Raw genomic sequence first — 23,155 nt, 5'->3', positions numbered from 1 at the left:
GGCCGCCATCCCGAAAGTCGCTTGCCCCGCGGTAGCCACTCCGATGGTTCGTGAACACAGCGAAGTTCGGGAGTTGACGGCGTAGTCGCCGGTATATTGATAATCATTCATCAGATAGAACGGCTGTGTCGGCTCACTCCGTCGTCGTGGCGCATCTCCTGCCACCCGTCGTCACGATCATCCTGTCGCTGCTGGTCGGTGGCGTCCTCTGGCGGACACAGCACAGCGTCCGTGGCGTCCGGCTGTACCTCGCGCTCATCTTCGTCGCGGGGATCGTCTGGCAAGCCCAACTGATCGGGCTGGTACTGACGACCGAGTGGCGCCTCGCGCGGCTGTTCGTCGTCAGCGAGAAGTTCACCGGGTTCGTCGCGAGTTTCCTGTGGGTCGCCTTCGTCGCGGCGTACACGGACAGCGACCTCCATCGGCGCCGCTGGGTGCAGGCCGCGTCGGCGTTCGTCGTCGGCGGCTACGCCGTGCTGGCGGTGACGAACCCGCGGCACCGTCTGCTTCTAACGGACGTGATTCAGGTCCAGGAACCGTTCTTCCACGGGAGTGCTGTCCGTGGCCCGGTGTACTTCCTCTTTCTCGTCATCACCTACGCGTTCGTCCTGACGGGCGTATTCGTCCTCGCACGGTTCATCGGGCGGACTCGCCGAAGCAGTCGGTTCCGGACGGCACTGCTGTTCGCCGGCGCGGTCGGCGTCGGGACGGGAAACGTTACCTCGGTTCTCGGGCTCGGCCCCGTCCCGTCCTTCCAGTACGGCGGCTACGGCGCGCTGCCGTTCATCGTCGCGACGACCGTCGGCGTCTTCGGCATGGGACTGTTCGACATCGCGCCGGTCGCCAGGACGCGCCTGGTCGAGACACTCTCGGACGCGGTGATCGTCGTCGACGAGTCCACACGCGTCGTCGACTACAACGAGGAGGCGGTGACGATGTGGCCAGACCTCCCCGGCCACGAGGGGGCGTCGTTCGCGACCGCCTGCCCGGAACTCGCAGGGCAAGTGACGCTGCCAGCCGCCGACCAGACCAGCCGTATCACGCTCTCACGCGATGGCGAGACGCGCTACTACTCGCTGCGGGTCGCACCGATCGAACAGCGCGACACCGGACACCGGATCGGACACTCTCTACTGTTGCGCGACGTGACCGAGCTCGAACAGTCACGCCAGCAACTCCAGGCGCGAAACGACCGCCTCGATCAGGTCGCGGCGACGGTCAGCCACGACCTCCGGAACCCACTCCAGGTCGCCGACGGCTACACCAACGTCCTCGACTCGGAACTCTCCGACCCCGAACTCCGCCGGTACGTCGACTCCATCGAGGACTCCCACGAGCGCATGGACGAGATCATCGGGGATGTCCTCACGCTCGCTCGCCAGGGCGGTGACGTGACCGAGCAGGAACCGCTCGACTTCCGGTCGGTCGTCACTGACGCCTGGGACAACGTCGAGACGGCCGACGCACGGCTCTCCATCACGACAGCCGGGACCATCCACGCCGACCGGACGCGGCTGCTCACGCTGCTAGAAAACCTCTTTCGCAATAGCGTGGAGCACGGTGGTACCGATCCGACCGTGACCGTCGAACTGCTCGACGACGGGTTCGACGTCGCCGACGACGGCCCCGGACTCTCGACTGCGGACCCCGACCAGCTCTTCGAGTACGGCTACACGACGAGCGACGGTGGAACCGGGTTCGGTCTCGCCATCGTCCGGGCCGTCGCCCAGTCCCACGGGTGGACGGTCAGGGTCGACCAGTCGGTCGAGGGTGCCCGATTCGTCTTCACCGGCGTCGAGACGGAGCGGGCACCGTAGTCACAAGTCCTTTTGTAGGCGCACCCGCTACCGAGAGATATGAACGACGGGGACGAGCGGCGAGCGACCGACGGAGACGGGAACAGTCGCTTCGTCGAGGAGTACGAGAACGCGACGGAGGCCGACGTCATCAGGGTCGAGGACCCCGACGAGGATATCGAGGCCGAGAGCAGCGAGGTCGGGACGTTCGCGCCGGATATCGAGGTGACGCCCGGCCGGCCACGCCTGGAGAGCGTCGTCTTCGTCGCACTCGGGGTCTACATCGGCCTGCTCGCCATCGGCGGGATGTTCGCCAGTGCGGCGCTGTCCTCCCCGAGCGTGATGCTCGGACTGCCCGCCGTCGTCGCCGTCGGCGCGGCACTGCTGTACGGGCTGTTCGTCCAGACCAACCCTGACACTTAATCCTGCGCCGCCCCTACTGGAGTGTATGGTAGGCTCGCTGGTCGCCCCCGTCCTCGCCCCCGCCCAGGTCGACCCACTGTTCGGTATGTCCCTCTCGATCCTGCTGTTTCTCGCCGGTGCTGCCCTCATCGTCGGCGAGGCGCTGGCGCCGGGGACGCACTTTTTCGTCCTGGGTGTGGCGCTCCTGACGGCCGGGCTGGTCGGACTGTTCATCCCCGCGAGCCTCGGCATCTTCGCACCCATCGTCCTCACCATCGTCGTGCTGGCGACGACGGCGGTGACGCTGTGGGGTTACCGGAAACTGGACTTCGCGGCGCCGGGACGGGGCCAGACGCTCAGTTCGAGTTCGCTCAAGGGCCAGTTCGGCGTCGTCACCGAGCGAGTCACCAAATCCGAGGGGGAGGTCAAACTCGAAGACGGCGGCTTCAACCCCTACTACCAGGCCCGCAGCATCGACGGGACCATCGAGGAGGGAGCGGAAGTGATGGTCGTCGACCCGGGCGGCGGCAACGTTCTGAAGGTCGAACGGGTCTCGGCGACCGACGACGACATCGACCGGGCGCTGGAGCGGGACCGCGAGCGATCGACCGAATCCGAGAAGGCGTGAGACGCGTCAGTATGTGACACAGACACCGAAGGCTTTTCTTTCAGCGACCCGGAGTTCGAAGCGTCATGCTCCCCGCGTTAGTACCGCTGCAAATTCTCGGCGGCATCATCGGATTCGTCGCCGTCGTGTTCCTGCTCATCGCCATCGCGCTGGTATATTCCAGCGTCGTGATCATCAGGCCGTACCAGCAAGGTGCCTACACCGTGCTGGGGACCTACCGTGGCCTGCTCGACCAGGGTATCCACTTCATCTACCCGTTCGTCTCGGACGTCACCCGCTTCGACATGCGGACCCAGACGCTGGACGTCCCGCGGCAGGAAGCGATCACCCGCGACAACTCGCCAGTGACCGCCGACGCCGTCGTCTACATCAAGGTGATGGACCCCAAGAAGGCGTTCCTCGAGGTCGACAACTACGAGCGCGCCGTCTCGAACCTGGCCCAGACGACCCTGCGTGCCGTCCTGGGTGACATGGAACTGGACGACACGCTCAACAAGCGCCAGGAGATCAACTCGCGCATCCGAAAAGAACTCGACGAACCCACCGACGAGTGGGGTGTCCGCGTCGAGAGCGTCGAGGTCCGCGAGGTCAACCCCTCGAAGGACGTCCAGCAGGCAATGGAACAGCAGACCTCCGCCGAGCGGAAACGCCGTGCCATGATCCTGGAAGCCCAGGGTGAACGGCGCTCCGCCATCGAGACGGCGGAAGGTGACAAGCAGTCCAACATCATCCGCGCACAGGGTGAGAAGCAGAGCCAGATCCTGGAAGCCCAGGGTGACGCGATCTCGACGGTCCTGCGTGCGAAATCCGCCGAGTCGATGGGCGAGCGCGCCGTCATCGACAAGGGCATGGAGACGCTGGCCGAGATCGGTCAGGGCGAGTCGACGAAGTTCATCCTCCCACAGGAACTCACGTCGCTGGTCGGCCGCTACGGCAAGCACCTCCAGGGCTCGGACGTCAAGGAGAACGGCCACGTCCTCGAAGGACTCGACTTCGACGCCGAGACCCGCGAGATGCTCGGCCTGGACGACATCGAGGAGATCCTCGGCCAGATCGACGAGGAGGCCGAGGTCGACGTCGAGGCCATGGAGGAGGAGGCCCAGAAGATCAAACACGGCGAGGACGCCGGCGTCGACAGCGCCGACGAGATGATCGAACAGATGGACGCCGAGATCGACAGCGGTAACAAGACCGACGTCGCCGGCGGCCCGGACGACGACGGCAGCGAGAAGTCCTCCTGATCGAGGCCGAAGCCTTTTTACAGCGGAATCGCTTTCCCTTATACAGTTATGGGTCGGGACGGGACGGTCGACGAAGACAAGCGGGCCACGCTCCGCCGCTTCGCTGCCCTGGGCGCAGCGAGCCCGTTCGCCCGCTTCGGCGACGGCGACGAGTCCAGCGACAGTGACGCGCCCGGCGCGATCGCCGGCTACGTCTCGGCCCACCCCGGCACGCACTTCTCGAAGCTCCGTGACGACCTCAAACTGGGTACCGGTGAGACCCAGCACCACCTCCACCGCCTGGAGAACGAGAACGTCGTCGCCTCCCGGAAGGACGGGGACTACCGCCGGTACTTCCCGGCCGGGCAGTTCTCCGAGACCGAACAGGTCATCCTGGGGTTCCTCCGCCGGGAGACGGCCCGCGGGATGCTCGTGACGCTCCTGCGGAACCCCGACGTGACGGCCTCGGCGCTGGCGACGGAACTCGGCGTCTCCCGACCGACGGTGAGCAACTACGCCAGCGACCTGGAGGCGGCCAGCCTGCTCTCGCGGACCGACGGCTACACCATCACGAAGCCGGAGACAGTGCTGACGCTGGTCGTCCGGTACGCTGATTCGTTCGGTGACGACGCCGCGGCGCTGGCCGGCGAGGCGGACTCGCTGCTCCGGTACGATCCCTGAACGGTGCGGAGAAACGGCAGCGGGGGTAGTGGGTATATCGAGTCAGAACGGCCAGTTTCAGGCGTCGACCATCCAGGTCGTCGACGAGGAGTAGCCCCACTTCTCGACGTCGAGCGTGTTGGGACTGTTGGCGATGGCGGTCATGTTCGCGCCGACCTCCTTCGCGGACATATCGAGTTCCTCGCCGATGAGCCGTGATTTGAAGTAGGTCTGGCTATCGGCGTTGGCTTCGAGGTACTCCAGGATTCGACGCTGCTTGTCCGAGAGTGGGGCATCGGTCGCCTGTGCGGTCGCGCTCATTGGTACGTATCAGGGTACACCCGAGACTCCCTTAGGGGGTTTGGTACAGTCGGTTAACGCCGCGCCGTCCTGCGGTTTTCCTGGTAAGCTATCCTGAATCGACACCGCCACAGCGGCCTCGACCCGGTGGTTGGTACAGGGGGAAAACAGGCGGTGAAGCGTCCGGCAGTTCTATGGTGGTGGGCGAACAGTAGCGAAAACGGAGGTCTACTACATTGGAAATCTCGGAGAAACTCCTGTGTCTGTTCAGTGCTGACGTGACTGACGAGGGTGACCGGTACGTCGTCGAGGTGCCGCGCCGCGAGGTCGAGACCGGCGCCGTCGAGGCGGGCGGTACCTATCGCGTCGCACTCATCTCTGCAGAAGACGAGGAAGCCGAATCGAGCGAGGCGTCGGTGAGCGAGACGCCGCCGGACCAGCCACAGCCCCCGGTCGAACCCGGCGAGACGCGCTACGTCGAGATCGAGGATATCGGGAAGCAGGGCGACGGCATCGCCCGCGTCGAGCGTGGCTACGTCATCATCGTCCCCGGTGCCGAGATCGGCGAGCGGGTCAAGATCGAAGTGACGGAGGTCAAATCGAACTTCGCGGTCGGCGAGATCCTCGACGAGAACATCTAGGCCGACCACCGCGGCAGCCATCCCACGGCCGGTGAGTCACGTCTCGGTCACCCCTCTCGCTCTGTCTCGATCGGCGTCCCGTCCGGACGCTTCTGCCCCTCTGAATCGTGGACGACGACCTCGCCGTGGCCGGTCTCGACCGGCCGGTACTGCTCCCGGACGCCGATCGCTTCTTCCAGTTCACGGATGGCCCGTTCTTTCAGCGCTGCCGCCAGTTCCTCCGCGTCGGCACGGTCGATATCGCGACCCAGTCCCTCGCACTCGTGGGCCTGGAGCGTTCCAGAGTCGTCGTCGGTTTCGTTGGCACCGGGGTTGGCCAGCGAGACGCTGTCGACGATCTCGCCCATCGGCTGGGAGGTCCCACCGAGCGCGACGCTGAACGGATACGTTCGACAGATGAGCGGCCGGTCCCCGTGGGCGGTGCAGGCGCCGACGCCGTCGGTCTCCTCGTAGAACGTGCAGTCGCCACAGTCGTCGGTCTGGAGCGCCCACTCGAAGGTCTCGCCCTCGGGCCCCTCGGGGCCGTCGGTCAGCCCGTACGGCATCGGCCGGGCGACGTCACGGAAGTCGTAGTCGCCGGTCGCCTGCAACCGCCGGATCTCGTCTGGGAACACCGTCGCCGTGTGTGGATCGCCGTCGTCCTCGTCGACCTCGCTTTCACACCCGGATTCGGCTTTGCAGCAGGCGCCACAGCGCGTACACTCGAACCCGATGGCCTCGATAGCATCGGCGAGTGCCCCCACGTCGAGGTCCCGAGCGCGGGCCAGTTCGGATTCGAGCGACTCCATACCCTTCGTTTCGCGTGGACGCGGAAAAAGTGCGTGTCGCGGACCGACCTCACGCGGGCGTCGCCCGCTCGCCGTCCCAGAAGATGTCCCCCTCGACGGCGAGTTTCTCCAGATGGGCGACGACCGTCGCACGAGCGAGGTCCCGAACGCCGGAGAGCTCCTTCTCGTAGGCAGTGTCCAGCACCTCGTCGGGGGTCACGGCACCGTCGAGGACCGCCGCGCGAACGCGCGCCTCGCGGTCCAGTCGGTGTCCCAGCAGGCGTTCGCAAGTCGCCGTCGGGTCCTCGATGACGGGGCCGTGGCCCGGCAGGAGGCGAGCTGGTTCCCTGGCGGCGAGGCGCCGGAGCGAGGTCAGGTAAGCGCGCATGTCGCCCTCCGGGGCGCCGACGACGACGCTCCCGGCCGCGACGGCCAGATCACCCGTCACGACCGCCTCGTCCGCGGCGAAGGCGACGTGCTCGGGGGCGTGACCGGGCGTGTCCAGCACCGTCACCGACCCCTCGGCGGTCGGAATCGTCGTCCCCTCGGCGAAGGTCCGGTCCGGCGCCAGTCCGGTCGCGCGCTCGAAGGCGGCCGTCCGTCCCTCGCGGGCCCAGACGGTCGCACCCGTCTCGCGGACATAGTGCGCGAGCGCGCCTACGTGGTCGGGGTGGTGGTGCGTGACCGCGACGTGGTCGACGTCGGCGGCCCCGACGGCGGCGTCGAGCGCGTCGCTGCGGGCGGCGGGGTCGACGAGAAGTGTATCGTCGAGCACGTAGGCAGCAGTCTCTCCTGTCGGTGCACGCGTCGCCACGGGGACCGCGACCCGCGTCCAGTCCATCATCGAACGTGACGGTCAGGTCGACAAAAAGTACACCTGTTTGCGTGCGTCGGTGAAGCTATAGCGGGACTCGACGAGTCCGGAGTCTTCGAGTCGGTTCAGTGCGTAGCGGACGGTCCGGTCCGGGAGCAACGATGCGTCGGCCAGTTGTCCCTGCGAGAGCGGCGCCTCGTCCTCCAGTACCTTCGCGACGAGTTTCGCGCTCGGCGGCAGATCACGGAGCCGCTCGCGGAACTCGTCGGTCGCGAAGGGGGTTGCCAGCGTTTCGTCGGAAATCGAGCTCATACTGGACAAGAGTGCAAACATCCTCGTAAAAGTTGGCTATATGTATGATCATACAATACGGAGTGTATGGATTGTATTATGATACCTTAAACACGCACGCCGTGTGACGGTTCACAACCGACCGACGATTCCAGTATCGTTTTATTCCCCCAGTGGGGACGATTGAGTCGTGAAAGGGCAGGAGTGGTACCAGGCCGACAACGTGGCCGAGGAGTACGAGGACAAGCGGTTCTCTCGCGGCGGCCGGCTCATCGACCGCCGGGAGAAGCAGGCCGTCCTCGACGCCTTGGGCCCTGTCGAGGATCGGAGCATCCTCGAGGTCGCCTGCGGTACCGGACGGTTCACCGTCATGCTCGCCGAGCGGGGCGCCGACATCGTCGGACTCGATATCTCGGGTCCGATGCTCCAGCAGGGCCGCCAGAAGGCCGCGGCGGTCGGTGTCGACGATCACGTCGAGTTCATGCGTGGTGACGCCGCTCGGCTCCCGTTCCCCGACGACCACTTCGACGCGGTGCTCGCGATGCGCTTCTTCCATCTGGCGGACACCCCGGCAGCGTTCCTCGCAGAGATGCGCAGAGTGGCCAAAGAACAGGTCGTCTTCGACACGTTCAATCGGTTCTCGACGCGCTCGATCTACAACTGGGCGCTTCCGATGGGCTCGCGGCTCTACTCGCGCTGGGAGGTCGACCGGTTGCTCGACGGCGCCGGACTCGAACTGACCGAGGCCACCCACGACTGGGTCCTTCCGTACGGATTCTACCGGAAGATCCCCAACGAACTGGCGGCCTCGTTCCGCTCGATCGACACGGTCATCGGGGGGACACCGCTGGGCGAGAAGGTCGCCTCCGTCTCGTACTGGAACACCCACGTCTAGACGGTCACAACCCCGCGACATTTATGCAGTTCCGGCGAAGTACCGGGTAGTATGGAGCTATCGGTGGTGGTCCCGACACTGAACGGCCGGGAGGAACTCTCCGGCTGTCTGGACGCACTCGCCGAGCACGTACCCGAGGCCGAAGTCGTCGTGGTCAACGGCCCCTCGGCCGACGGGACCACGGGGATGGTCCGGGACCACGAGGACGTCTCGGTACTGGTCGAGATCGCCGACCGGTCGGTCAACACGGCGCGCAACGCCGGCCTCGACAGGATCACCGGCGACGCCGTCGCGCTGATCGACCAGACCCTCTCGGTGGAGGCCGGATGGGCCGAGGCGGTCCGAGCCGGACTGTCCGCCGGCGACGTCGTCACCGGCCCCACGCACGAACATCTAACGGCCGGGTTGACGACCGAGACCAAGGAGATGCGGACCATCGCCGGCCGGGAGGTGACGTACTTCAATCCGGGGAACGTTGCGTTCCGACGCGAGGTACTCGACGCGCTGGATGGCTTCGACGAGTACCTGGACGTCGGCGGCGCGCGGGACCTGGCACACCGTCTGGCCGGGACCGACCACGAGGTCATCTGGGACGGGACGATGACCGCCAGCCGCGAGTTCGAGTCCGACGGCGGGATGCTGGCGACCGACTGGCGGTCGAAGTACCAGTCGCTGTCCTATCGGCTCGTGAAGAACTACGGCCCCCGACCGACCGTCGTCCGGCGGATCGCCAGTCACGCCGGGCGCGACGGCGCCGACGCGCTGAAAGGCGTCGCCAGGAACGAGACGGCCCTCTCGGAGTGGGTCGGGACGGGCCGGGAGGTCGTGGCCGGTATCGGCCGGGGGATAAAAGACGGGCTGGGCGCATCCGTCAGAGATCGGACCGAGAGACGGAACCCGAACGGTCGCTCGGTGCGTGCCGACCGGGCGGTGACGGTCTACGACTGGCGCTAGCGGGCCGGACTACGGCGCGAGCGGTTCGAAGACGCGGCCGGGATTGTTCGAGAACACCTTCTTCATCGCGTCCTCGGGGACATCCAGCGTGAGAATCTCCATGACGGCGACGTTGGGATGGGCGTCCGGGGCACCGCTGCCGAAACAGACCCTGTCGGGATGCTCGCGGATGGCCCGCTCCAGCGGGTCACGGTAGCGCACGACGCTGGTGTCCAGATAGAGCGACCCGTAGCTGTCGAGCAGTTCGATGGCCTCCTCCATCAGGTCCCGGCGCAGCGGATGGGCACCGAAATGCGAGAGGACGACCGGGAAGCCACCGTCGAGTAGCGTGTCGGCCACTGCGGCGGGTGGGAACGCCTCGCCGCCGTGGACCAGGACCGGCTGTGAGACGGCGGCGAGTTCTTCGAGGACGGCCTCGTCGGGCAGGCCGTCCACCGCAGGGTCCAGGACGAACCCACAGAACCGGTCGTCGTAGGCGAACTGCTCGACGTCCTCCGGCGAGACGTGTTCGGGCCCACGCCGACTGGCGAGGTTCCGGAGTGTCGCCGTCGGACCGTCACCGACCTCCCGTGCGCCGTTGAGTCGGGCGAGCACGACCAGTGGCCGCTCGACTGTCGTCCGTGCCACGGCGTTGTTGGCCTTCAGGTAGCTCCCCTCGCGTGCCTTCGGGTGGACGAGCGCCCGCGTGATGCCGGCCTGACGCATCTCCCGCTCGAACTGCTCGGCGCCGCCGATACCGGGTCGCGGCCGGCGCTGTTCGTCGGGTTCTATCTGGCCCGCCACGTCGACGATACGGAACCCGTGCTCCAGTTCGAGCATCACCCCTACGGTACGCGTACCGCCGCATTAAACCATCGCCGCGGGGGACCGTCCGACGGGGAGTGTACCCGCGTCGTCGGTCGGTCACGGGGGCGCCCCTGTTCGATACTTTTATATAGAACCGCTTACGATGACTTAGGTGAGGTAACCCACATATGTCATCTGGCCAGCGACGCATGGGCGGCCAGCCCCTCTTCATTCTCGACGAGGACGCCCAGCGCACACACGGCAAGGACGCACAGTCGTCGAACATCTCCGCCGGAAAGGCCGTCAGCGAGTCGGTACGGACGACGCTCGGCCCCCGCGGAATGGACAAGATGCTCGTCTCCGACGACGGGGACGTCGTCATCACGAACGACGGCGCGACCATCCTCTCGGAGATGGACATCGAGCACCCCGCGGCGCAGATGATCGTCGAGGTCGCCCAGACCCAGGAGGACGAGGTCGGCGACGGGACGACCACGGCGTCGGTCCTGGCCGGTGAACTGCTCGCGAAGGCAGAGGACCTGCTGGACGACGACGTCCACCCGACGACCATCGTCGAGGGCTACCACGCTGCGGCCCAGCTGGCCCAGGCGTCCATCGAGGAGAACGTCCTCGACGTCGATCTGGACGACGACACGCTCGTCGAAGTCGCCGAGTCCTCGATGACCGGCAAGGGCACCGGCGACGTCGAGGCCCACCGTCTGGCCGAGGTCGTCGTCGACGCGGTCCGGCACGCCAAGACCGACGACGGCGTCGTCCGCGACAACATCGAGATCCACACCCAGACCGGCGCCGCCTCGTCGGCGACCGAACTGGTCGAGGGCGTCATCATCGACGAGACGCCCGTCCACGACAACATGCCGACGTCGGTCGACGACGCCGACATCGCGGTGCTGGACGCCGAGCTGGAGGTCAAGGAGAGCAACATCGACGCCAGCTACAACGTCACGAACGTCGACGAACTCAACGCCGCGCTCGACGCCGAGGAGCAGGAGCTCCAGGGCTACGCGCAGGCCATCGTCGACAGCGGGGCCGACGTCGTCTTCGTCACCGAGGGCGTCGCCGACCTCGTCGCCGCCACGCTGGCGAAAGAGGGCATCTTCGTCGCCAAGAGCGTCGACTCCTCGACGGCCAAGGACATCGTCGAGTCGACCGGCGCCAAGCGCGTCGGCTCCGTCAACGACCTGACCGAGGACGCGCTGGGCCACGCCGACAGCGTCGCCGTCGAGAAGCACGGCGACGACGAGGTGACGTTCATCCGCGGCGGCGCCGCGGCCAAGTCCGTCACCGTCTTCGCCCGCGGCTCGACCGAGCACGTCGTCGACGAGATCGAGCGCGCACTCACCGACGCGCTGGACGTCGTCACCGCCGCCCTGGACAAGGGCGGTGTCGTCCCCGGCGCTGGCGCGACCGAGATCGCCATCGCCGACCACATCCGTAACGAGGCCGCCTCGATCGAGGGCCGCAAGCAGCTGGCCGTCGAAGCGTTCGCCGACGCGGTCGACGTCCTCCCCCGCACGCTCGCCGAGAACACCGGGCTGGACGCCATCGACGCGCTCGTCGACCTCCGCTCCGAACACGAGAGCGAGGGCATCGCCGGCGTCATCAGCGAGGGGCAGACCGGCGTCGTCGGCGACCCCGTCGAGTACGGCATCCTCGACCCCGCCGCAGTCAAGCGCGAGGCCGTCGATTCGGCGACCGAGGCCGCGACGATGATCGTCCGTATCGACGACGTCATCTCGTCGAGTTAGACACGCGAGCAGTTCAGCGCGAGCGACTAACTCGACGAGAGTTCGAGTCGAGTTAAGCGAGGTCGCGTAGCGACCCTCGAAGCTGGCGGTCGGAACTCGTATTTTTATTTCGCCGGGAGCGAGCAGACGCGAGTCCCCGAAACCAAGCCCGTACCTATTCGGAGGTCGATAGAGAACGTCCGCCCATCGGGAGTCGATCACACGTGCGACCCACTACGAAGGCCGGAATCGGGCTCGCCCTCGTCGCCCTGGTCGTGGCGGTCCTCCTGTTCGGGCCGGCCGTCACGTCGCCGCCCGTCGTCGAGGACAGCACGTACGGCTACGGCGTCTCGCTGGACACGAACGCGACGCTGTCGAACGTGACGCTGTATCTCCCGCTCCCGGTCTCGGCGGCCGGTGAGAGCCCGGTCGCCTCGGCGATCCGGGACGGAACCGCCGACGCGCCCGAGTCGTGGCGCTACAGCGTGATCGAGACCGACCACGGGCGGATGGTCCGGATCGAGGTCGACGAGCTCCCGGCCGAGCGCCAGCCGGACGGCCGCCGCTACTCGGTCACCCAGTTCGGAGCGACCGTACCCGCCGACGGAGTCATCGATACCAGCGACCCGTACAGCAACGAACCGGTGATCGGGCCGAGAGACGGCCGCCGGGAACGCCCCTGTCCGAACGTGGCGGGACCCGACCCGGGGCAGACCTGCTTCGATTACACGAGCCGGGTGTACGTCGCCTACGACGCACCGCCCGAGGCAGACGTCGGAATCAGACTCGTCCACAACGGCGTGAACAGCTACGAGGCACCGCGTCGCGGGGTCGACATGTACTACGAACGGCTGTTCGTCGGACTGCGCGGGCCACAGGACGGCTGGATCGAGGTGAGCGGGTTCGCGTCGGTCGAGGATTCGTGACGGAGTGGGACAGTATCGATCCAGGCGGCCAGAACCGCGGCTGCGTGGCCGTGAGCGCCCCAGCTAGCAATTTTTCGCACTCCTCGTCCGCCTAGTGCGACACCACGTTCTTTTATCTCGCCCAGCAAGCCCCGGGTCCAATGAGCGACGGAGACCTTGGACTCACAGCTGCGGTCTCGATCGCGCTCGGCGGGATGATCGGTGGCGGTATCTACGCGGTGCTGGGCGTCGTCGCGGGCATCACGATGGGAGCGACGTGGGCCGCCTTCGTACTGGCCGGCGTCGTCGCGCTGTGTGCGGGCTACTCGTACAACGCGCTCAACGATCTCGGCGACACCCGTGGCGGGACGGTCTCGTTCGTCCAGTCCTACCTGGGGAACTCGACGCTGGCCGGGATGGTCGGCTGGACGCTCCTCTTTGGCTACGTCGGGTCGATGGCGATGTACGCGTTCGCGTTCGCGGAGTTCACGGTCGCGCTGGGGCTGCCCGACGGCGTCGCGGGCCTGCCGACCCGGCCAGTCGTCTCGGTGCTGGCGGTCGCGGCGTTCGTCGGACTGAACCTTCTGGGGGCCCGCTCGACGGGGCTTGCAGAGACCGTCCTGGTCGGGCTGAAGGTCGCCATCCTCGTCGCGTTCGGTGTGGTCGGTCTGGGCTACGTCGCGAACCGGGGTGACGTCTCGCTGGCGCTCGGTCTCGGCCGACTGACGGGCCCTGGTCCGATCGTCGCGGCGGCCATCTCCTTCGTCGCGTTCCAGGGCTGGCAACTGCTGTTCTACGACCAGGGTCGGATCGAGGACCCCGTCGAGACCATCCGGCGAGCGGTCTACATCTCCATCCCGGTCGCCGTCGCCGTCTACGTCCTCGTCGGCGTCGTCACGGTCACGCTAGTGCCCGACGCGCTCACCAGCCATCCCCACGTCGCGCTGAAGGACGCGGCGGCGACGATGGCAGAACCGTACGGGCTGGCGACGGCCGGTGCCGTCCTGCTCTCGGCGTCGGCGCTGTTCTCGACGGGGAGCGCCATCAACGCGACGCTGTTCTCGACGGCGCACTTCGCTCAGGGACTGCTCACGGACGACCTGTTGCCCGACGACATCGGTGATGCAGACGCCGACGGTGCACCGGAGCGCATCCTGCTGCTCGTCGGCGGCGTCACCGCGGCCTTCGCGGCTGTCGGATCGCTCAGCGCCATCACGTCCTTCGCGTCGCTGTCGTTCATCGTCGTCTTCGGCGGGGCGTGTGCGCTCGCGTTCCGGCAGCGCGACGCCGACGAGGTGTGGGCGCTCCCGCCGGCCGTCGGGACGGTCGGTTCGGCGGTGTTCTTCCCGCTGATGCTGTGGAACCTCTATTCGAGAGAGCCGGCGACGTTCTATGCGGTGCTCGTCGTCGCCGTCACCGTCGTCGGCGTCGAACTCCTCTACTTCGAACGGGAGTACATCGAGCGGGAGATAGAGCAGTTCGACCCGATCGAGTCGGGACACACCCAGGGCTAAGCGGGAGACGCGAAGACTGCTGGGAGATTCCGGGATGCCCGCTCGTGCGGGCGAGAAGATGGGACAGACGCGAGCCGGGACTCGCGTGTGCGGCGGCAGAACCGTGCCCACGGTAGACGCCGCCGCGCAGCCACGAACCGAGCATGGACAGCTACAGCCCCTGGCGAACACCCCCCGTCGTCGTGCTGGCTCCGGGTCGACCGACGGCGGGACCGGTGCCTGCCACCACGCTCGCTCCTCCCACTGCTGGCGGCCATCTGTGTGGTCGGTGACCCGGCATACAATTTTCTAGGTTTGCCTAAAACACAAAAAGCCACCGGTTTTCGGTCGGCCTAAAGTTAGGCCTCGACGACGATAGTTCCTTTCATCCCGGCCGCTTCGTGGGGGACACAGAAGTAGCCGTGCTCACCGGTCGTCTCGAAGGTGTGGACGTAGCTCTGGCCGGACTGGACGGCGCCCTCGAAGCGAGCGAAGACGTTCTGGGCGACGGTTGCACCGGCGGCGGGGGCACCGGCCCGACCCAGCGCCACTGCGTCGTAGAGCCGGGCGCGATAGACGGACCACTCGGCCGCGACAGCCGTCATCGCGTCGACCTCTGTCGGCTCCTGGGTGGCCGTCGGTTCCTCGGTCGCCGTGGCCGTAGCCGTCGTCTCCTGGTCACCGGACTCCGCACTCGAAGTCGAGTCCGGACAGCCGGCGAGCAGGCCAGTCGCGGCGATTCCAACGGTCTTCAACAGGTCTCGTCTCTCCGGCATATTTGGATTAGGTTCCCCTAAAGCACTCAACGCCATCTATTTTTGGCCCCCCTAAAACGTGGCAAGCCGAACGTGTTCGGCTACAGTCCCAGCCGAATCGGGTCGCCGACGTCGACGTCGAAGGCCGCGTCGCCCCGCCCCTGGTTGACCGCGAGTTCGACGTTGCCGTGGCTCCCGACGGTGACGAGTCGCTCGCCCGGTGCCAGGGCTGCGTAGGCACGCCGGACCGGGACGGACTCGTCGGCCACCTCGATACGCCCCCCGAAGCGGCCGTCGAGTACGCTCCCCGGAACGTTCGTGATGACGTTGCCGAAGCCGTCGACGACGAGCACCTCGCCGTTCGCACCGTCGGCGGTCGTCTCCGCAACTGGGAACTGCAGGTCGACGAAGTCGTCGGTCCGGGCGGTCCGCTCCATCGCCGAAAGGGCGTCGACGCCGGCCTCGTGAACCGCCGCCGCGGCGGGCGCGAAGACGTCCCGGCCGTGGAACGTCGAACTGGCCGGGTCCTCGTAGGCCCAGGTGAACACCTCGAAATCGTCGTCCCCGAGCGCGCGAGCGACCGGGAGCGCGACTCCGTTGTCCGGCGCCACGATGGCGTGATCGCCCGCACGCACGACGACCGCGTCTCTGTCGGTCCCCACGCCGGGGTCGACGACCACGCAGTGGACCGCCGGCGGAAAGTACGGCAGCGTCTGTGTCAGCCAGAACGCCGCGGCGCGGACGTCCTGCCGGGGAAAGTCGTGGGCGATATCCTCGATACGGGCGTCGCTCCGCTGGCAGACAACGCCCTTCATCGCCGCCGGATACGGCGACCCGAAGTCCGACGCGAGTGTGATCATTGATCCGCGGGGTCACCGACACCGGGTTCGTCGATCTCCTCGTCCTCTGCGGTGTAGCGGTCCATGGAGTCGCTGTCCGAGACGTGCTGGAGGCGTTTGACGCCGTGGATCTCCTCGATGACGTCGACCACCGAGTCCGGGACCCGGTCGCGCCAGGACTCGTCGTGGATCATCCGCTGGCGGATCTCGCTGCCCTCCAGGCGGTCCCGGTCGAACATCGGCGACTGACGGACCTCGATGCCGCCCTCCTCGAAGAGCCGTACCACCAGCGGGTTGTTCGAGTAAGCCACGTCGAAGTCCGGACACATGCTCTGGACGTGACTCACCCAGACGGCGTTCCGGTTGATGTCTTCCAGGGGGACGACGTAGGTCGTCAGGTCGAACTCGGCGACCGCTTTGGTGATCATCATGATGCGCTCGCCCGCGGTGAACGGGTCGTGAGTCGTGTGGGAGTCGTCGGCGCTCCCGATCCCCAGGACGAGTTCGTCGACCTCGTCGGTGATCCGCTCGACCATCGCGTGATGGCCGTCGTGATAGGGCTGGAACCGCCCGATGTAGAAACCACGCATACCCCACTGTGTGACTGGTGGTTTCATAAACCCGACGACGGGACAGCAGGGACAGTTCGATTGTGCTGTACCCCGACGCAGTCTGGCGGTTTTCGGTGTGTGTCGGTGCCGGATACGGGGAGAAAGTATATCAGTAGACAGCCCTTGAAATCCGATGTTAGCAACGTTTGTATGAGCGACAATACCGAACAAGACGCGGCTCCCGACGCCGGCCAGGACGAGTCCGACGCCGGCGAGGCCACGGCGGCCGACAGCCCTGGCGAGACCAGTGACGACCAGGGGTCAGAGCCGACGGTCGACGAGCCACGAAGCGATGACGGCACCTCGTCCGAGACGACGCTCGGTAGCGACGTCGAGGTCGAGGGAGACTCACACCTGGACGGCGAGGAGGAGGACCTGCTTGGCGGTCTCGATATCGATTCGACCGCCGACATCGAGGTCCCCGACCGCCTCGTCGATCAGGTCATCGGGCAGGACCACGCCCGAGACGTGATCAAGAAAGCCGCAAAGCAGCGCCGACACGTGATGATGATCGGCTCGCCCGGAACGGGCAAGTCGATGCTGGCGAAGGCGATGAGCCAACTGCTCCCCCGCGAGGAACTCCAGGACGTTCTCGTCTATCACAACCCCGACGACGGGAACGAGCCGAAGGTCCGGACGGTTCCCAGCGGCAAGGGCGAACAGATCGTCGATGCCCACAAGGAGGAAGCCCGCAAGCGCAACCAGATGCGGACCTTCCTGATGTGGATCATCATCGCCATCGTGATCGGCTACTCGCTGATCATCGTCCAGCAGATCCTGCTGGGCATCCTTGCAGCGGGTGTCATCTACCTGGCCTTCCGCTACGGATCGCGGGGCAGCGACGCGATGATCCCGAACCTCCTGATCAGCAACGCCAGCCAGAAGACCGCCCCCTTCGAGGACGCGACCGGCGCCCACGCCGGTGCGCTGCTGGGCGACGTCCGCCACGACCCGTTCCAGTCCGGCGGCATGGAGACTCCGAGCCACGACCGCGTCGAGGCCGGCGCCATCCACAAGGCCAACAAGGGTGTCCTGTTCATCGACGAGATCAACACCCTGGACATCCGCAGCCAGCAGAAGCTGATGACGGCCATCCAGGAGGGCGAGTTCTCGATCACGGGCCAGTCCGAGCGCTCCTCGGGTGCGATGGTCCAGACCGAACCCGTCCCCTGTGACTTCATCATGATCGCGGCCGGGAACCTCGACGCCATGGAGAACATGCACCCGGCGCTGCGCTCCCGTATCAAGGGGTACGGCTACGAGGTGTACATGGACGACACCATCGAGGACGACCCCGAGATGCGCCGGAAGTACGCCCGGTTCGTCGCCCAGGAGGTCGAGAACGACGGGCGACTCCCCCACTTCACCGAGGACGCCGTCGAGGAACTCATCCTCGAAGCCCGCCGCCGTGCGGGTCGGAAGGGTCACCTGACCCTGAAGTTCCGCGACCTCGGTGGCCTGGTCCGCGTCGCGGGCGACATCGCCCGCGCCGAGGACAAGGACCGCACCGAACGCTCGGACGTCCTGCGAGCCAAGCGCCGCAGCCGCTCGATCGAGCAACAGCTCGCGGACAACTACATCGAGCGCCGCAAGGACTACGAACTGACGGTCAACACCGGCGACGTCGTCGGTCGCGTCAACGGGCTCGCCGTGATGGGCGAGGACAGCGGGATCGTCCTGCCCGTCATGGCCGAGGTCACGCCCTCGCAGGGCCCCGGCCAGGTCATCGCGACCGGCCAACTCAAGGAGATGGCCGAGGAGGCCGTCCAGAACGTCTCGGCGATCATCAAGAAGTTCAGCGACGAGGACATCTCCGAGAAGGACGTCCACATCCAGTTCGTCCAGGCCGGCGAAGGCGGCGTCGACGGCGACTCCGCCTCCATCACGGTCGCGACGGCGGTCATCTCCGCGCTGGAGGACGTCCCCGTCGAGCAGAACATCGCCATGACCGGGTCGCTCTCCGTCCGCGGGGACGTGCTCCCGGTCGGCGGTGTCACCCACAAGATCGAGGCGGCCGCCAAGGCCGGCCTCGACACGGTCATCATCCCCGAAGCCAACACCCAGGACGTGATGATCGAGGAGGAGTACGAGGACATGATCGAGATCGTCCCCGTCTCCCACATCTCGGAGGTCCTGGAGGTCGCGCTGTCGGGCGAGACCGAGAAGGACTCGCTGGTCGACCGCCTGAAGTCCATCACGGGCAAGGCCCTCGAACACGAGGTCGGCCGCCAGGGCGGCAGCCCCAGCCCGCAGTAGAGCCGTGTCCGGTTGGGCCGCCTTCGTCGGCCTGACGGGACTTCTGTTGACCGCGTTGCTCGCGCTCGCACGCCTTTCGCAGGGACTCACCGACGACGAGCGAGCGCTCTCCGCGACCGCCGAGGGCGTGCCGTCGCTGGACGACCACGCCGACGGGCCGGCCACCGATCCCGTCATTCCCCGCTTCGAGACACCCGAGAGCGCAAGACGGCGACGCTGGATCGAATCGCAGCGGGCGAGCCAGCCAGCGGACATCTCCACGGGCGCGTTGCTCGCGAACGTCGCACTCACACAGGGGCTGTTCGGTGCGCTCTTGCTGGCGGGCGCGTTCTACTTCCAGATCCCGGCCAGCGCCTTCGGTGTCACGGCCGCGCCGCTCTCGACGGGGTGGCCGGCACTCGCCATCGGCGTCGCCGCCGGCGTCGGCTTCTGGCTGGGCAACGAGGCGGCCGCGTCGCTCGCGGCGGGGTTCGACATGGCCTTCGACGAGTCGGTCCGCGGGTTGCTGGCACCGGACACCGTCGGCGGCTGGGTGGTCCTCCTGGGGGTCATCCTGCCGATCATCGCCATCGTCGAGGAACTGCTCTTTCGCGCGGCGGCCATCGGCGTCCCCGTCGCCGGCCTGGGCGCGCCGGCGTGGGCGATGGCCATCGTCTCCTCGGTCGCGTTCGCGCTCGGCCACGGCGCCCAGGGACGTGTCGGAATCGTCGTCACGGGGACGCTCGGCCTGGGGCTGGCCGGCCTGTTCATCGTCACCGACAGCCTGCTGGCCGTCGTCGTCGCGCACTACCTCGTCAACGCCCTGGAACTGGGTGTCCACGAGGGACTCGGGATCGAACGACTGTGGTCATAGCCCCTCCAGCGACCGGAGTTTCTGCTCGACCGGCGGCGGGGCGGCGCTTGGGCCGTCGCGCACCCGGTGGTCCGGGATGAGCAACGGGACGGGATTGCCCGCCAGTGCCTCGCGGACCGCAGTCTGATCCTCCTGGTCGGACGAGTCCAGATCGGGGGTCATCCGCGCGACCTGTTCGACGGTGGCGTTCTCGCCGTAGGGTATTTCGCGGACCGCCTCCAGCACGCGGCGCTGATCGGTCGGGACCGTCAGCCCGACGGTGACGTCCCGGAAGTCGTCCTCGGTGCCGGTGAGGTAGTCGTCGATGCGGTCCAGCAGCGCGTGCTCGTCGCTGGTGACGTCCTCGGGATGTGTCGGGAACGACAGCGAGATGATCCGGTCACCGGCCGCCCCGAACTGGACGTACCGGTCGAGGTAGTCCGACTCCCGCGCGTAGATGCCAGCGTCGTCTGTCGGCGTGTCCATGCGTTGCCTGTGGCCCGCTCACCCCTTCAACGTGCGCCCCCGGTCGGCGCCGAAGACAACCCTTATGTACACTTCTGTACGTTAGTGTTCAGTAATGGACGACAGTGTGGGTACAATCGCACCGGAAGTGGAGTCGATACTCGCGGCGGCGCGCGAGCGCGGTGGCGGCGGCGAGCGGGTCGCCGTCGACGCGCGCTCGCTGTCCGCCGCGTTCGAGGACGCCGAGGACGACGGCCGCGTGCCGCTGATCGCGGAGATCAAGCCGACCAGCCCGACGACCGATGGCGAGCGGACCGACGATCCGGTCGCGCTCGCAACGCGGATGGTCGCAGGCGGCGCGGCGGCGCTGTCGGTGCTGACCGAGCCCGACCACTTCGGCGGCTCGGCGGAGATCCTCCAGCAGGTCCGCGAGGCCGTCGACGTGCCCGTCCTGCGCAAGGACTTCGTCCTCCACGAGGACCAGCTGGACGTCGTCGCGGCCGACGTCGTCCTGCTCATCGTCCGCTTCCTGGAGGAAGACGGCACCGACGACCTGGACGACCTGGTGACTGCGGCCCGCGACCGGGGCTTCCAGGTCCTCGTGGAGGCACACACCGAACGCGAGGTCGAACAGGCCGTCGACGCCGGTGCCGACGTGATCGGTATCAACAACCGCGACCTGGCGAAACTCGACGTAGACCTGGGGACGTTCGAGCGGGTGAGCGAGTCGGCCCCTGAGAGCGTCACCCTCATTGCCGAAAGCGGCATACACACGCCGGACGACGTTCGGCGGATGCGCAGCGCCGGTGCCGACGCACTGCTGGTCGGCTCGGCCATCATGGACCACGGCGCGGACACCGACGTGGCAGCGAACACGCGACGACTGACGAACGCGGAGACACAGACATGAGCACGGAGGACGCACACGACCCCAAATTCGGCGAGTACGGCGGACAGTACGTACCAGAGGCGCTGATGCCGGCCATCGAGGAGCTGGAGGACGCCTACGAGCGGTACGTTTTGAACAACGAGGACGGTTTCATGGACGAGTTCCGTGAGCGACTGGCCGACTTCGGCGGCCGGCCGACCCCGCTGCAGTACGCCGAGCAGCTCTCGGCGCGGTACGACACCGACGTCTACCTGAAACGCGAGGACCTGCTCCACGGCGGCGCACACAAGCTCAACAACGCCCTGGGCCAGGTGCTGCTGGCGAAGTACATGGGCAAAGAGCGCATCATCGCAGAGACCGGCGCCGGCCAGCACGGCACCGCGACGGCGATGGCAGCCGCCCACCTGGACATGCCCTGTGAGATCTACATGGGCGAGACCGACATCGCTCGGCAACGACCCAACGTCTTCCGGATGCGGATCAACGGGGCCGACGTGAATCCGGTGACCGTCGGGCGCGGGACGCTCAAGGAGGCCATCTCCGAGACGATGCGCGACTGGGCGACCACCGTCGAGACGACCCACTACGTCATCGGCAGCGTCGTCGGCCCGCACCCCTTCCCGAAGATGGTCCGGGACTTCCAGGCGGTCATCTCCGAGGAGGCCCGCGAGCAGGCCATCGAGAAGACCGGCTCGCTTCCGGACTCGGTGATCGCCTGCGCGGGCGGCGGCTCGAACACGATGGGGGCGTTCGCGGCGTTCGTCGAGGACGACGGGGAGCCACGCTCCCCGGAACAGTCGAGCGGCGACGAGCCGCGAGACCGTGTCGCGCTGTACGCCGTCGAGGCCGGCGGCTCCTCGCTGGCTGTCGACGAGGACCGCGGCGTCGCCCCCAACTCGGCGACGCTCTCGACCGGTGACGAGGGCGTCCTCCACGGCGCGCGGACGAAGCTCCTGCAGGACTCGGACGGCCAGATCATGGAGTCCCACTCGGTCTCGGCGGGGCTGGACTACGCCGGCGTCGGGCCGGAACTGGCCCATCTGGTCGACGAGGAGCGAGTGACACCGGTCAACGTCGACGACGACCACGCCCTGGAGGCGTTCCACCGCCTCTCCCAGGACGAAGGGATCATCCCCGCACTGGAGACCGCTCACGCGTTCGGGTACCTAGAGGAGTACCACGACGAGGTCGGCGACACCGTCGTCGTCAACGTCTCGGGCCGCGGTGACAAGGACCTGGAGACGGTCATCGAGGAGACGAGCAAGCGGGACCTCGATATCGCACCGGACATGTCCGTCTTCGACACCGGTGGGATGATGAGTCCTGGCGGCCACACGGAGGGCGATCACTGATGGGACTCGAACGTGTCTTCCAGCGCGACGACCCCGCGTTCGTCCCCTACCTGGCGGCGGGCGACCCCGACTACGAGGCCTCGCAGGCCTACATCGAGGCCCTGGAGCGGGGCGGGGCCGACCTGATCGAACTCGGCCTGCCGTTCTCGGAACCCATCGCGGAGGGCAAGACCATCCAGGACGCCGTCGTCCGGTCGCTGGCGGCGGGCATGACCGTCGAGCGCTACTTCGAGTTCGTCGAGGACCTCGACGTCGACGTGCCGCTGGTCTGTATGACCTACTACAACCTCGTGTTCCAGTACGGCGAGGAGGAGGGACCGCGGCCGTTCGTCGAGAAGGCCGCCGCGGTCGGCATCGAGGGGTTCGTCGTCGTCGACCTTCCGGCCGAGGAGGCCGGGCCGCTCCGGGAGGCCTGTGACGAGTTCGGGCTGGACCTAGTGTTCATCGTCGCACCGACGACAGAGGGCGACCGACTCGACCGGATGCAAGAGCAGGTCTCGGGCTACGTCTACGTCCAGGCCCGCCTGGGCGTGACCGGCGCGCGCGACGACGTCGACGACGCCACCGAAGAGTCGCTGGCTCGCCTGTCGGACTGGGACGTCCCGAAGGCCGTCGGCTTCGGCATCAAGACCGGCGACCACGCCGAACGGATCGTCTCGGCGGGTGCCGACGGCATCATCGTCGGTTCCGCCCTGGTCGATATCGTCGCGGAGGGCCACGAGAACGACGACGACACCGACGCCGTCGCCGACCGACTGGCAGCGAAGGCCCGCGAACTGAAGGAGGGTGCCACGCGGGGCGCACAGAACCGGCCGCAACCGGAACGCACATAATTGTACTTGCCACACTGTCTCAT

Annotated in this window: 25 protein-coding genes; 16 read left to right on the top strand and 9 right to left on the bottom strand. The window is 67.1% G+C overall.

Features of this window, described 5'->3' with window-relative positions; all coding sequences use genetic code 11:
- Positions 1-125 precede the first annotated feature (125 nt).
- From Hhyl2_RS01160 to Hhyl2_RS01140, 5 genes are all read left to right on the top strand, one after another.
- Entirely contained in the window at positions 126-1,817 is a 1,692-nt protein-coding gene (locus Hhyl2_RS01160) for a sensor histidine kinase (RefSeq protein WP_483548875.1), read from the top strand.
- Positions 1,818-1,856: 39 nt separating this feature from the next.
- Complete coding sequence (locus Hhyl2_RS01155; RefSeq protein ID WP_483548874.1) at positions 1,857-2,219, top strand: DUF7312 domain-containing protein; 363 nt, start codon at positions 1,857-1,859, stop codon at positions 2,217-2,219.
- A 37-nt stretch (positions 2,220-2,256) separates the two neighbouring features.
- On the top strand, positions 2,257-2,826 hold the full coding sequence (locus tag Hhyl2_RS01150) for an NfeD family protein (RefSeq protein WP_483550542.1): 570 nt from the start codon (positions 2,257-2,259) through the stop codon (positions 2,824-2,826).
- Between the two features lie 65 nt (positions 2,827-2,891).
- Positions 2,892-4,067: an SPFH domain-containing protein gene (locus tag Hhyl2_RS01145; protein WP_483548873.1), complete on the top strand. Its 1,176-nt coding sequence runs from the start codon at positions 2,892-2,894 to the stop codon at positions 4,065-4,067.
- A 48-nt stretch (positions 4,068-4,115) separates the two neighbouring features.
- Positions 4,116-4,727: a winged helix-turn-helix transcriptional regulator gene (locus tag Hhyl2_RS01140; protein ID WP_483548872.1), complete on the top strand. Its 612-nt coding sequence runs from the start codon at positions 4,116-4,118 to the stop codon at positions 4,725-4,727.
- A 57-nt stretch (positions 4,728-4,784) separates the two neighbouring features.
- Here the strand turns inward: Hhyl2_RS01140 and Hhyl2_RS01135 are convergent, their stop codons facing one another.
- The gene (locus Hhyl2_RS01135) at positions 4,785-5,027 is read right to left on the bottom strand and encodes a DUF7123 family protein (RefSeq protein ID WP_483548871.1); all 243 of its coding nucleotides are present in this window, start codon (positions 5,025-5,027) and stop codon (positions 4,785-4,787) included.
- Positions 5,028-5,242: 215 nt separating this feature from the next.
- Between Hhyl2_RS01135 and Hhyl2_RS01130 the strand changes: the two genes are divergently transcribed.
- The gene (locus Hhyl2_RS01130) at positions 5,243-5,647 is read left to right on the top strand and encodes a TRAM domain-containing protein (protein ID WP_483548870.1); all 405 of its coding nucleotides are present in this window, start codon (positions 5,243-5,245) and stop codon (positions 5,645-5,647) included.
- A gap of 47 nt (positions 5,648-5,694) precedes the next feature.
- Here the strand turns inward: Hhyl2_RS01130 and Hhyl2_RS01125 are convergent, their stop codons facing one another.
- Genes Hhyl2_RS01125 through Hhyl2_RS01115 form a run of 3 tightly spaced genes read right to left on the bottom strand, consistent with a single transcriptional unit; the run spans position 5,695 to position 7,540 of the window.
- Positions 5,695-6,435: a YkgJ family cysteine cluster protein gene (locus Hhyl2_RS01125; protein ID WP_483548869.1), complete on the bottom strand. Its 741-nt coding sequence runs from the start codon at positions 6,433-6,435 to the stop codon at positions 5,695-5,697.
- Positions 6,436-6,484: 49 nt separating this feature from the next.
- Complete coding sequence (locus Hhyl2_RS01120; RefSeq protein WP_483548868.1) at positions 6,485-7,255, bottom strand: MBL fold metallo-hydrolase; 771 nt, start codon at positions 7,253-7,255, stop codon at positions 6,485-6,487.
- Between the two features lie 15 nt (positions 7,256-7,270).
- Complete coding sequence (locus Hhyl2_RS01115; RefSeq protein ID WP_483548867.1) at positions 7,271-7,540, bottom strand: MarR family transcriptional regulator; 270 nt, start codon at positions 7,538-7,540, stop codon at positions 7,271-7,273.
- Between the two features lie 169 nt (positions 7,541-7,709).
- Here Hhyl2_RS01115 and Hhyl2_RS01110 point away from each other — a divergent pair, with 169 nt between their 5' ends.
- The gene (locus Hhyl2_RS01110; protein WP_483548866.1) at positions 7,710-8,414 is read left to right on the top strand and encodes a class I SAM-dependent methyltransferase; all 705 of its coding nucleotides are present in this window, start codon (positions 7,710-7,712) and stop codon (positions 8,412-8,414) included.
- A 51-nt stretch (positions 8,415-8,465) separates the two neighbouring features.
- Positions 8,466-9,368, top strand: coding sequence for a glycosyltransferase family 2 protein (locus Hhyl2_RS01105; protein WP_483548865.1), 903 nt, complete (start codon positions 8,466-8,468; stop codon positions 9,366-9,368).
- Between the two features lie 9 nt (positions 9,369-9,377).
- On the opposite strand, the gene Hhyl2_RS01100 is transcribed toward Hhyl2_RS01105, so the two are convergent.
- On the bottom strand, positions 9,378-10,187 hold the full coding sequence (locus Hhyl2_RS01100) for an amidohydrolase family protein (protein WP_483548864.1): 810 nt from the start codon (positions 10,185-10,187) through the stop codon (positions 9,378-9,380).
- A 176-nt stretch (positions 10,188-10,363) separates the two neighbouring features.
- On the opposite strand from Hhyl2_RS01100, the gene thsA reads away from it, so the two are divergent.
- The 3 genes from thsA (at position 10,364) to Hhyl2_RS01085 (ending at position 14,321) form a co-directional block, all read left to right on the top strand.
- On the top strand, positions 10,364-11,923 hold the full coding sequence (thsA, locus tag Hhyl2_RS01095) for a thermosome subunit alpha (RefSeq protein ID WP_483550541.1): 1,560 nt from the start codon (positions 10,364-10,366) through the stop codon (positions 11,921-11,923).
- A 203-nt stretch (positions 11,924-12,126) separates the two neighbouring features.
- Entirely contained in the window at positions 12,127-12,828 is a 702-nt protein-coding gene (locus Hhyl2_RS01090) for a hypothetical protein (protein ID WP_483548863.1), read from the top strand.
- A gap of 140 nt (positions 12,829-12,968) precedes the next feature.
- Positions 12,969-14,321 (top strand): APC family permease, encoded by a 1,353-nt coding sequence (locus tag Hhyl2_RS01085; protein ID WP_483548862.1) that lies wholly within the window; start codon positions 12,969-12,971, stop codon positions 14,319-14,321.
- A gap of 338 nt (positions 14,322-14,659) precedes the next feature.
- Here Hhyl2_RS01085 and Hhyl2_RS01080 read toward each other — a convergent pair whose 3' ends face one another.
- The 3 genes from Hhyl2_RS01080 to Hhyl2_RS01070 form a co-directional block, all read right to left on the bottom strand.
- Positions 14,660-15,076: a DUF5059 domain-containing protein gene (locus Hhyl2_RS01080; RefSeq protein WP_483548861.1), complete on the bottom strand. Its 417-nt coding sequence runs from the start codon at positions 15,074-15,076 to the stop codon at positions 14,660-14,662.
- Between the two features lie 80 nt (positions 15,077-15,156).
- The gene (locus Hhyl2_RS01075) at positions 15,157-15,915 is read right to left on the bottom strand and encodes an SAM hydrolase/SAM-dependent halogenase family protein (RefSeq protein WP_483548860.1); all 759 of its coding nucleotides are present in this window, start codon (positions 15,913-15,915) and stop codon (positions 15,157-15,159) included.
- Complete coding sequence (locus Hhyl2_RS01070; protein WP_483548859.1) at positions 15,912-16,484, bottom strand: nicotinamide-nucleotide adenylyltransferase; 573 nt, start codon at positions 16,482-16,484, stop codon at positions 15,912-15,914. The genes Hhyl2_RS01075 and Hhyl2_RS01070 overlap by 4 nt, the downstream gene beginning before the upstream one ends.
- A 171-nt stretch (positions 16,485-16,655) precedes the next feature.
- On the opposite strand from Hhyl2_RS01070, the gene lonB reads away from it, so the two are divergent.
- On the top strand, positions 16,656-18,761 hold the full coding sequence (lonB, locus tag Hhyl2_RS01065; RefSeq protein WP_483548858.1) for an ATP-dependent protease LonB: 2,106 nt from the start codon (positions 16,656-16,658) through the stop codon (positions 18,759-18,761).
- Positions 18,762-18,765: 4 nt separating this feature from the next.
- The gene (locus Hhyl2_RS01060) at positions 18,766-19,614 is read left to right on the top strand and encodes a lysostaphin resistance A-like protein (protein WP_483548857.1); all 849 of its coding nucleotides are present in this window, start codon (positions 18,766-18,768) and stop codon (positions 19,612-19,614) included.
- On the opposite strand, the gene Hhyl2_RS01055 is transcribed toward Hhyl2_RS01060, so the two are convergent.
- Positions 19,609-20,079: an MGMT family protein gene (locus tag Hhyl2_RS01055; protein WP_483548856.1), complete on the bottom strand. Its 471-nt coding sequence runs from the start codon at positions 20,077-20,079 to the stop codon at positions 19,609-19,611. The genes Hhyl2_RS01060 and Hhyl2_RS01055 overlap by 6 nt on opposite strands.
- A 94-nt stretch (positions 20,080-20,173) precedes the next feature.
- Here Hhyl2_RS01055 and trpC point away from each other — a divergent pair, with 94 nt between their 5' ends.
- Genes trpC through trpA form a run of 3 tightly spaced genes read left to right on the top strand, consistent with a single transcriptional unit; the run spans position 20,174 to position 23,132 of the window.
- On the top strand, positions 20,174-20,968 hold the full coding sequence (gene trpC, locus Hhyl2_RS01050) for an indole-3-glycerol phosphate synthase (RefSeq protein ID WP_483548855.1): 795 nt from the start codon (positions 20,174-20,176) through the stop codon (positions 20,966-20,968).
- Positions 20,965-22,299 carry a tryptophan synthase subunit beta gene (gene trpB / locus Hhyl2_RS01045; protein ID WP_483548854.1) on the top strand — a complete coding sequence of 445 codons (1,335 nt, stop codon included), beginning with the start codon at positions 20,965-20,967 and terminating at the stop codon, positions 22,297-22,299. Before trpC ends, trpB begins: the two co-directional genes overlap by 4 nt.
- Positions 22,299-23,132 carry a tryptophan synthase subunit alpha gene (trpA, locus tag Hhyl2_RS01040; RefSeq protein ID WP_483548853.1) on the top strand — a complete coding sequence of 278 codons (834 nt, stop codon included), beginning with the start codon at positions 22,299-22,301 and terminating at the stop codon, positions 23,130-23,132. Before trpB ends, trpA begins: the two co-directional genes overlap by 1 nt.
- The last annotated feature ends 23 nt before the right edge of the window (positions 23,133-23,155 follow it).

This window comes from Haloarcula sp. H-hyl2, from assembly GCF_056934385.1.
Note: the sequence above shows the minus strand (reverse complement) of the source record. Positions and strands in the feature narration are given on the sequence as shown.

What these genes read in the sequence shown, in the direction of transcription:
- Hhyl2_RS01155 (WP_483548874.1), top strand. Translation starts at nt 1,857, where the DNA reads ATGAACGACGGGGACGAGCGGCGAGCGACCGACGGAGACGGGAACAGT.
- Hhyl2_RS01145 (WP_483548873.1), top strand. Translation starts at nt 2,892, where the DNA reads ATGCTCCCCGCGTTAGTACCGCTGCAAATTCTCGGCGGCATCATCGGA.
- Hhyl2_RS01140 (WP_483548872.1), top strand. Translation starts at nt 4,116, where the DNA reads ATGGGTCGGGACGGGACGGTCGACGAAGACAAGCGGGCCACGCTCCGC.
- Hhyl2_RS01135 (WP_483548871.1), bottom strand. Translation starts at nt 5,027, where the DNA reads ATGAGCGCGACCGCACAGGCGACCGATGCCCCACTCTCGGACAAGCAG.
- Hhyl2_RS01125 (WP_483548869.1), bottom strand. Translation starts at nt 6,435, where the DNA reads ATGGAGTCGCTCGAATCCGAACTGGCCCGCGCTCGGGACCTCGACGTG.
- Hhyl2_RS01120 (WP_483548868.1), bottom strand. Translation starts at nt 7,255, where the DNA reads ATGGACTGGACGCGGGTCGCGGTCCCCGTGGCGACGCGTGCACCGACA.
- Hhyl2_RS01115 (WP_483548867.1), bottom strand. Translation starts at nt 7,540, where the DNA reads ATGAGCTCGATTTCCGACGAAACGCTGGCAACCCCCTTCGCGACCGAC.
- Hhyl2_RS01105 (WP_483548865.1), top strand. Translation starts at nt 8,466, where the DNA reads ATGGAGCTATCGGTGGTGGTCCCGACACTGAACGGCCGGGAGGAACTC.
- Hhyl2_RS01100 (WP_483548864.1), bottom strand. Translation starts at nt 10,187, where the DNA reads ATGCTCGAACTGGAGCACGGGTTCCGTATCGTCGACGTGGCGGGCCAG.
- thsA (WP_483550541.1), top strand. Translation starts at nt 10,364, where the DNA reads ATGGGCGGCCAGCCCCTCTTCATTCTCGACGAGGACGCCCAGCGCACA.
- Hhyl2_RS01085 (WP_483548862.1), top strand. Translation starts at nt 12,969, where the DNA reads ATGAGCGACGGAGACCTTGGACTCACAGCTGCGGTCTCGATCGCGCTC.
- Hhyl2_RS01080 (WP_483548861.1), bottom strand. Translation starts at nt 15,076, where the DNA reads ATGCCGGAGAGACGAGACCTGTTGAAGACCGTTGGAATCGCCGCGACT.
- Hhyl2_RS01075 (WP_483548860.1), bottom strand. Translation starts at nt 15,915, where the DNA reads ATGATCACACTCGCGTCGGACTTCGGGTCGCCGTATCCGGCGGCGATG.
- Hhyl2_RS01070 (WP_483548859.1), bottom strand. Translation starts at nt 16,484, where the DNA reads ATGCGTGGTTTCTACATCGGGCGGTTCCAGCCCTATCACGACGGCCAT.
- lonB (WP_483548858.1), top strand. Translation starts at nt 16,656, where the DNA reads ATGAGCGACAATACCGAACAAGACGCGGCTCCCGACGCCGGCCAGGAC.
- Hhyl2_RS01055 (WP_483548856.1), bottom strand. Translation starts at nt 20,079, where the DNA reads ATGGACACGCCGACAGACGACGCTGGCATCTACGCGCGGGAGTCGGAC.
- trpC (WP_483548855.1), top strand. Translation starts at nt 20,174, where the DNA reads ATGGACGACAGTGTGGGTACAATCGCACCGGAAGTGGAGTCGATACTC.
- trpB (WP_483548854.1), top strand. Translation starts at nt 20,965, where the DNA reads ATGAGCACGGAGGACGCACACGACCCCAAATTCGGCGAGTACGGCGGA.
- trpA (WP_483548853.1), top strand. Translation starts at nt 22,299, where the DNA reads ATGGGACTCGAACGTGTCTTCCAGCGCGACGACCCCGCGTTCGTCCCC.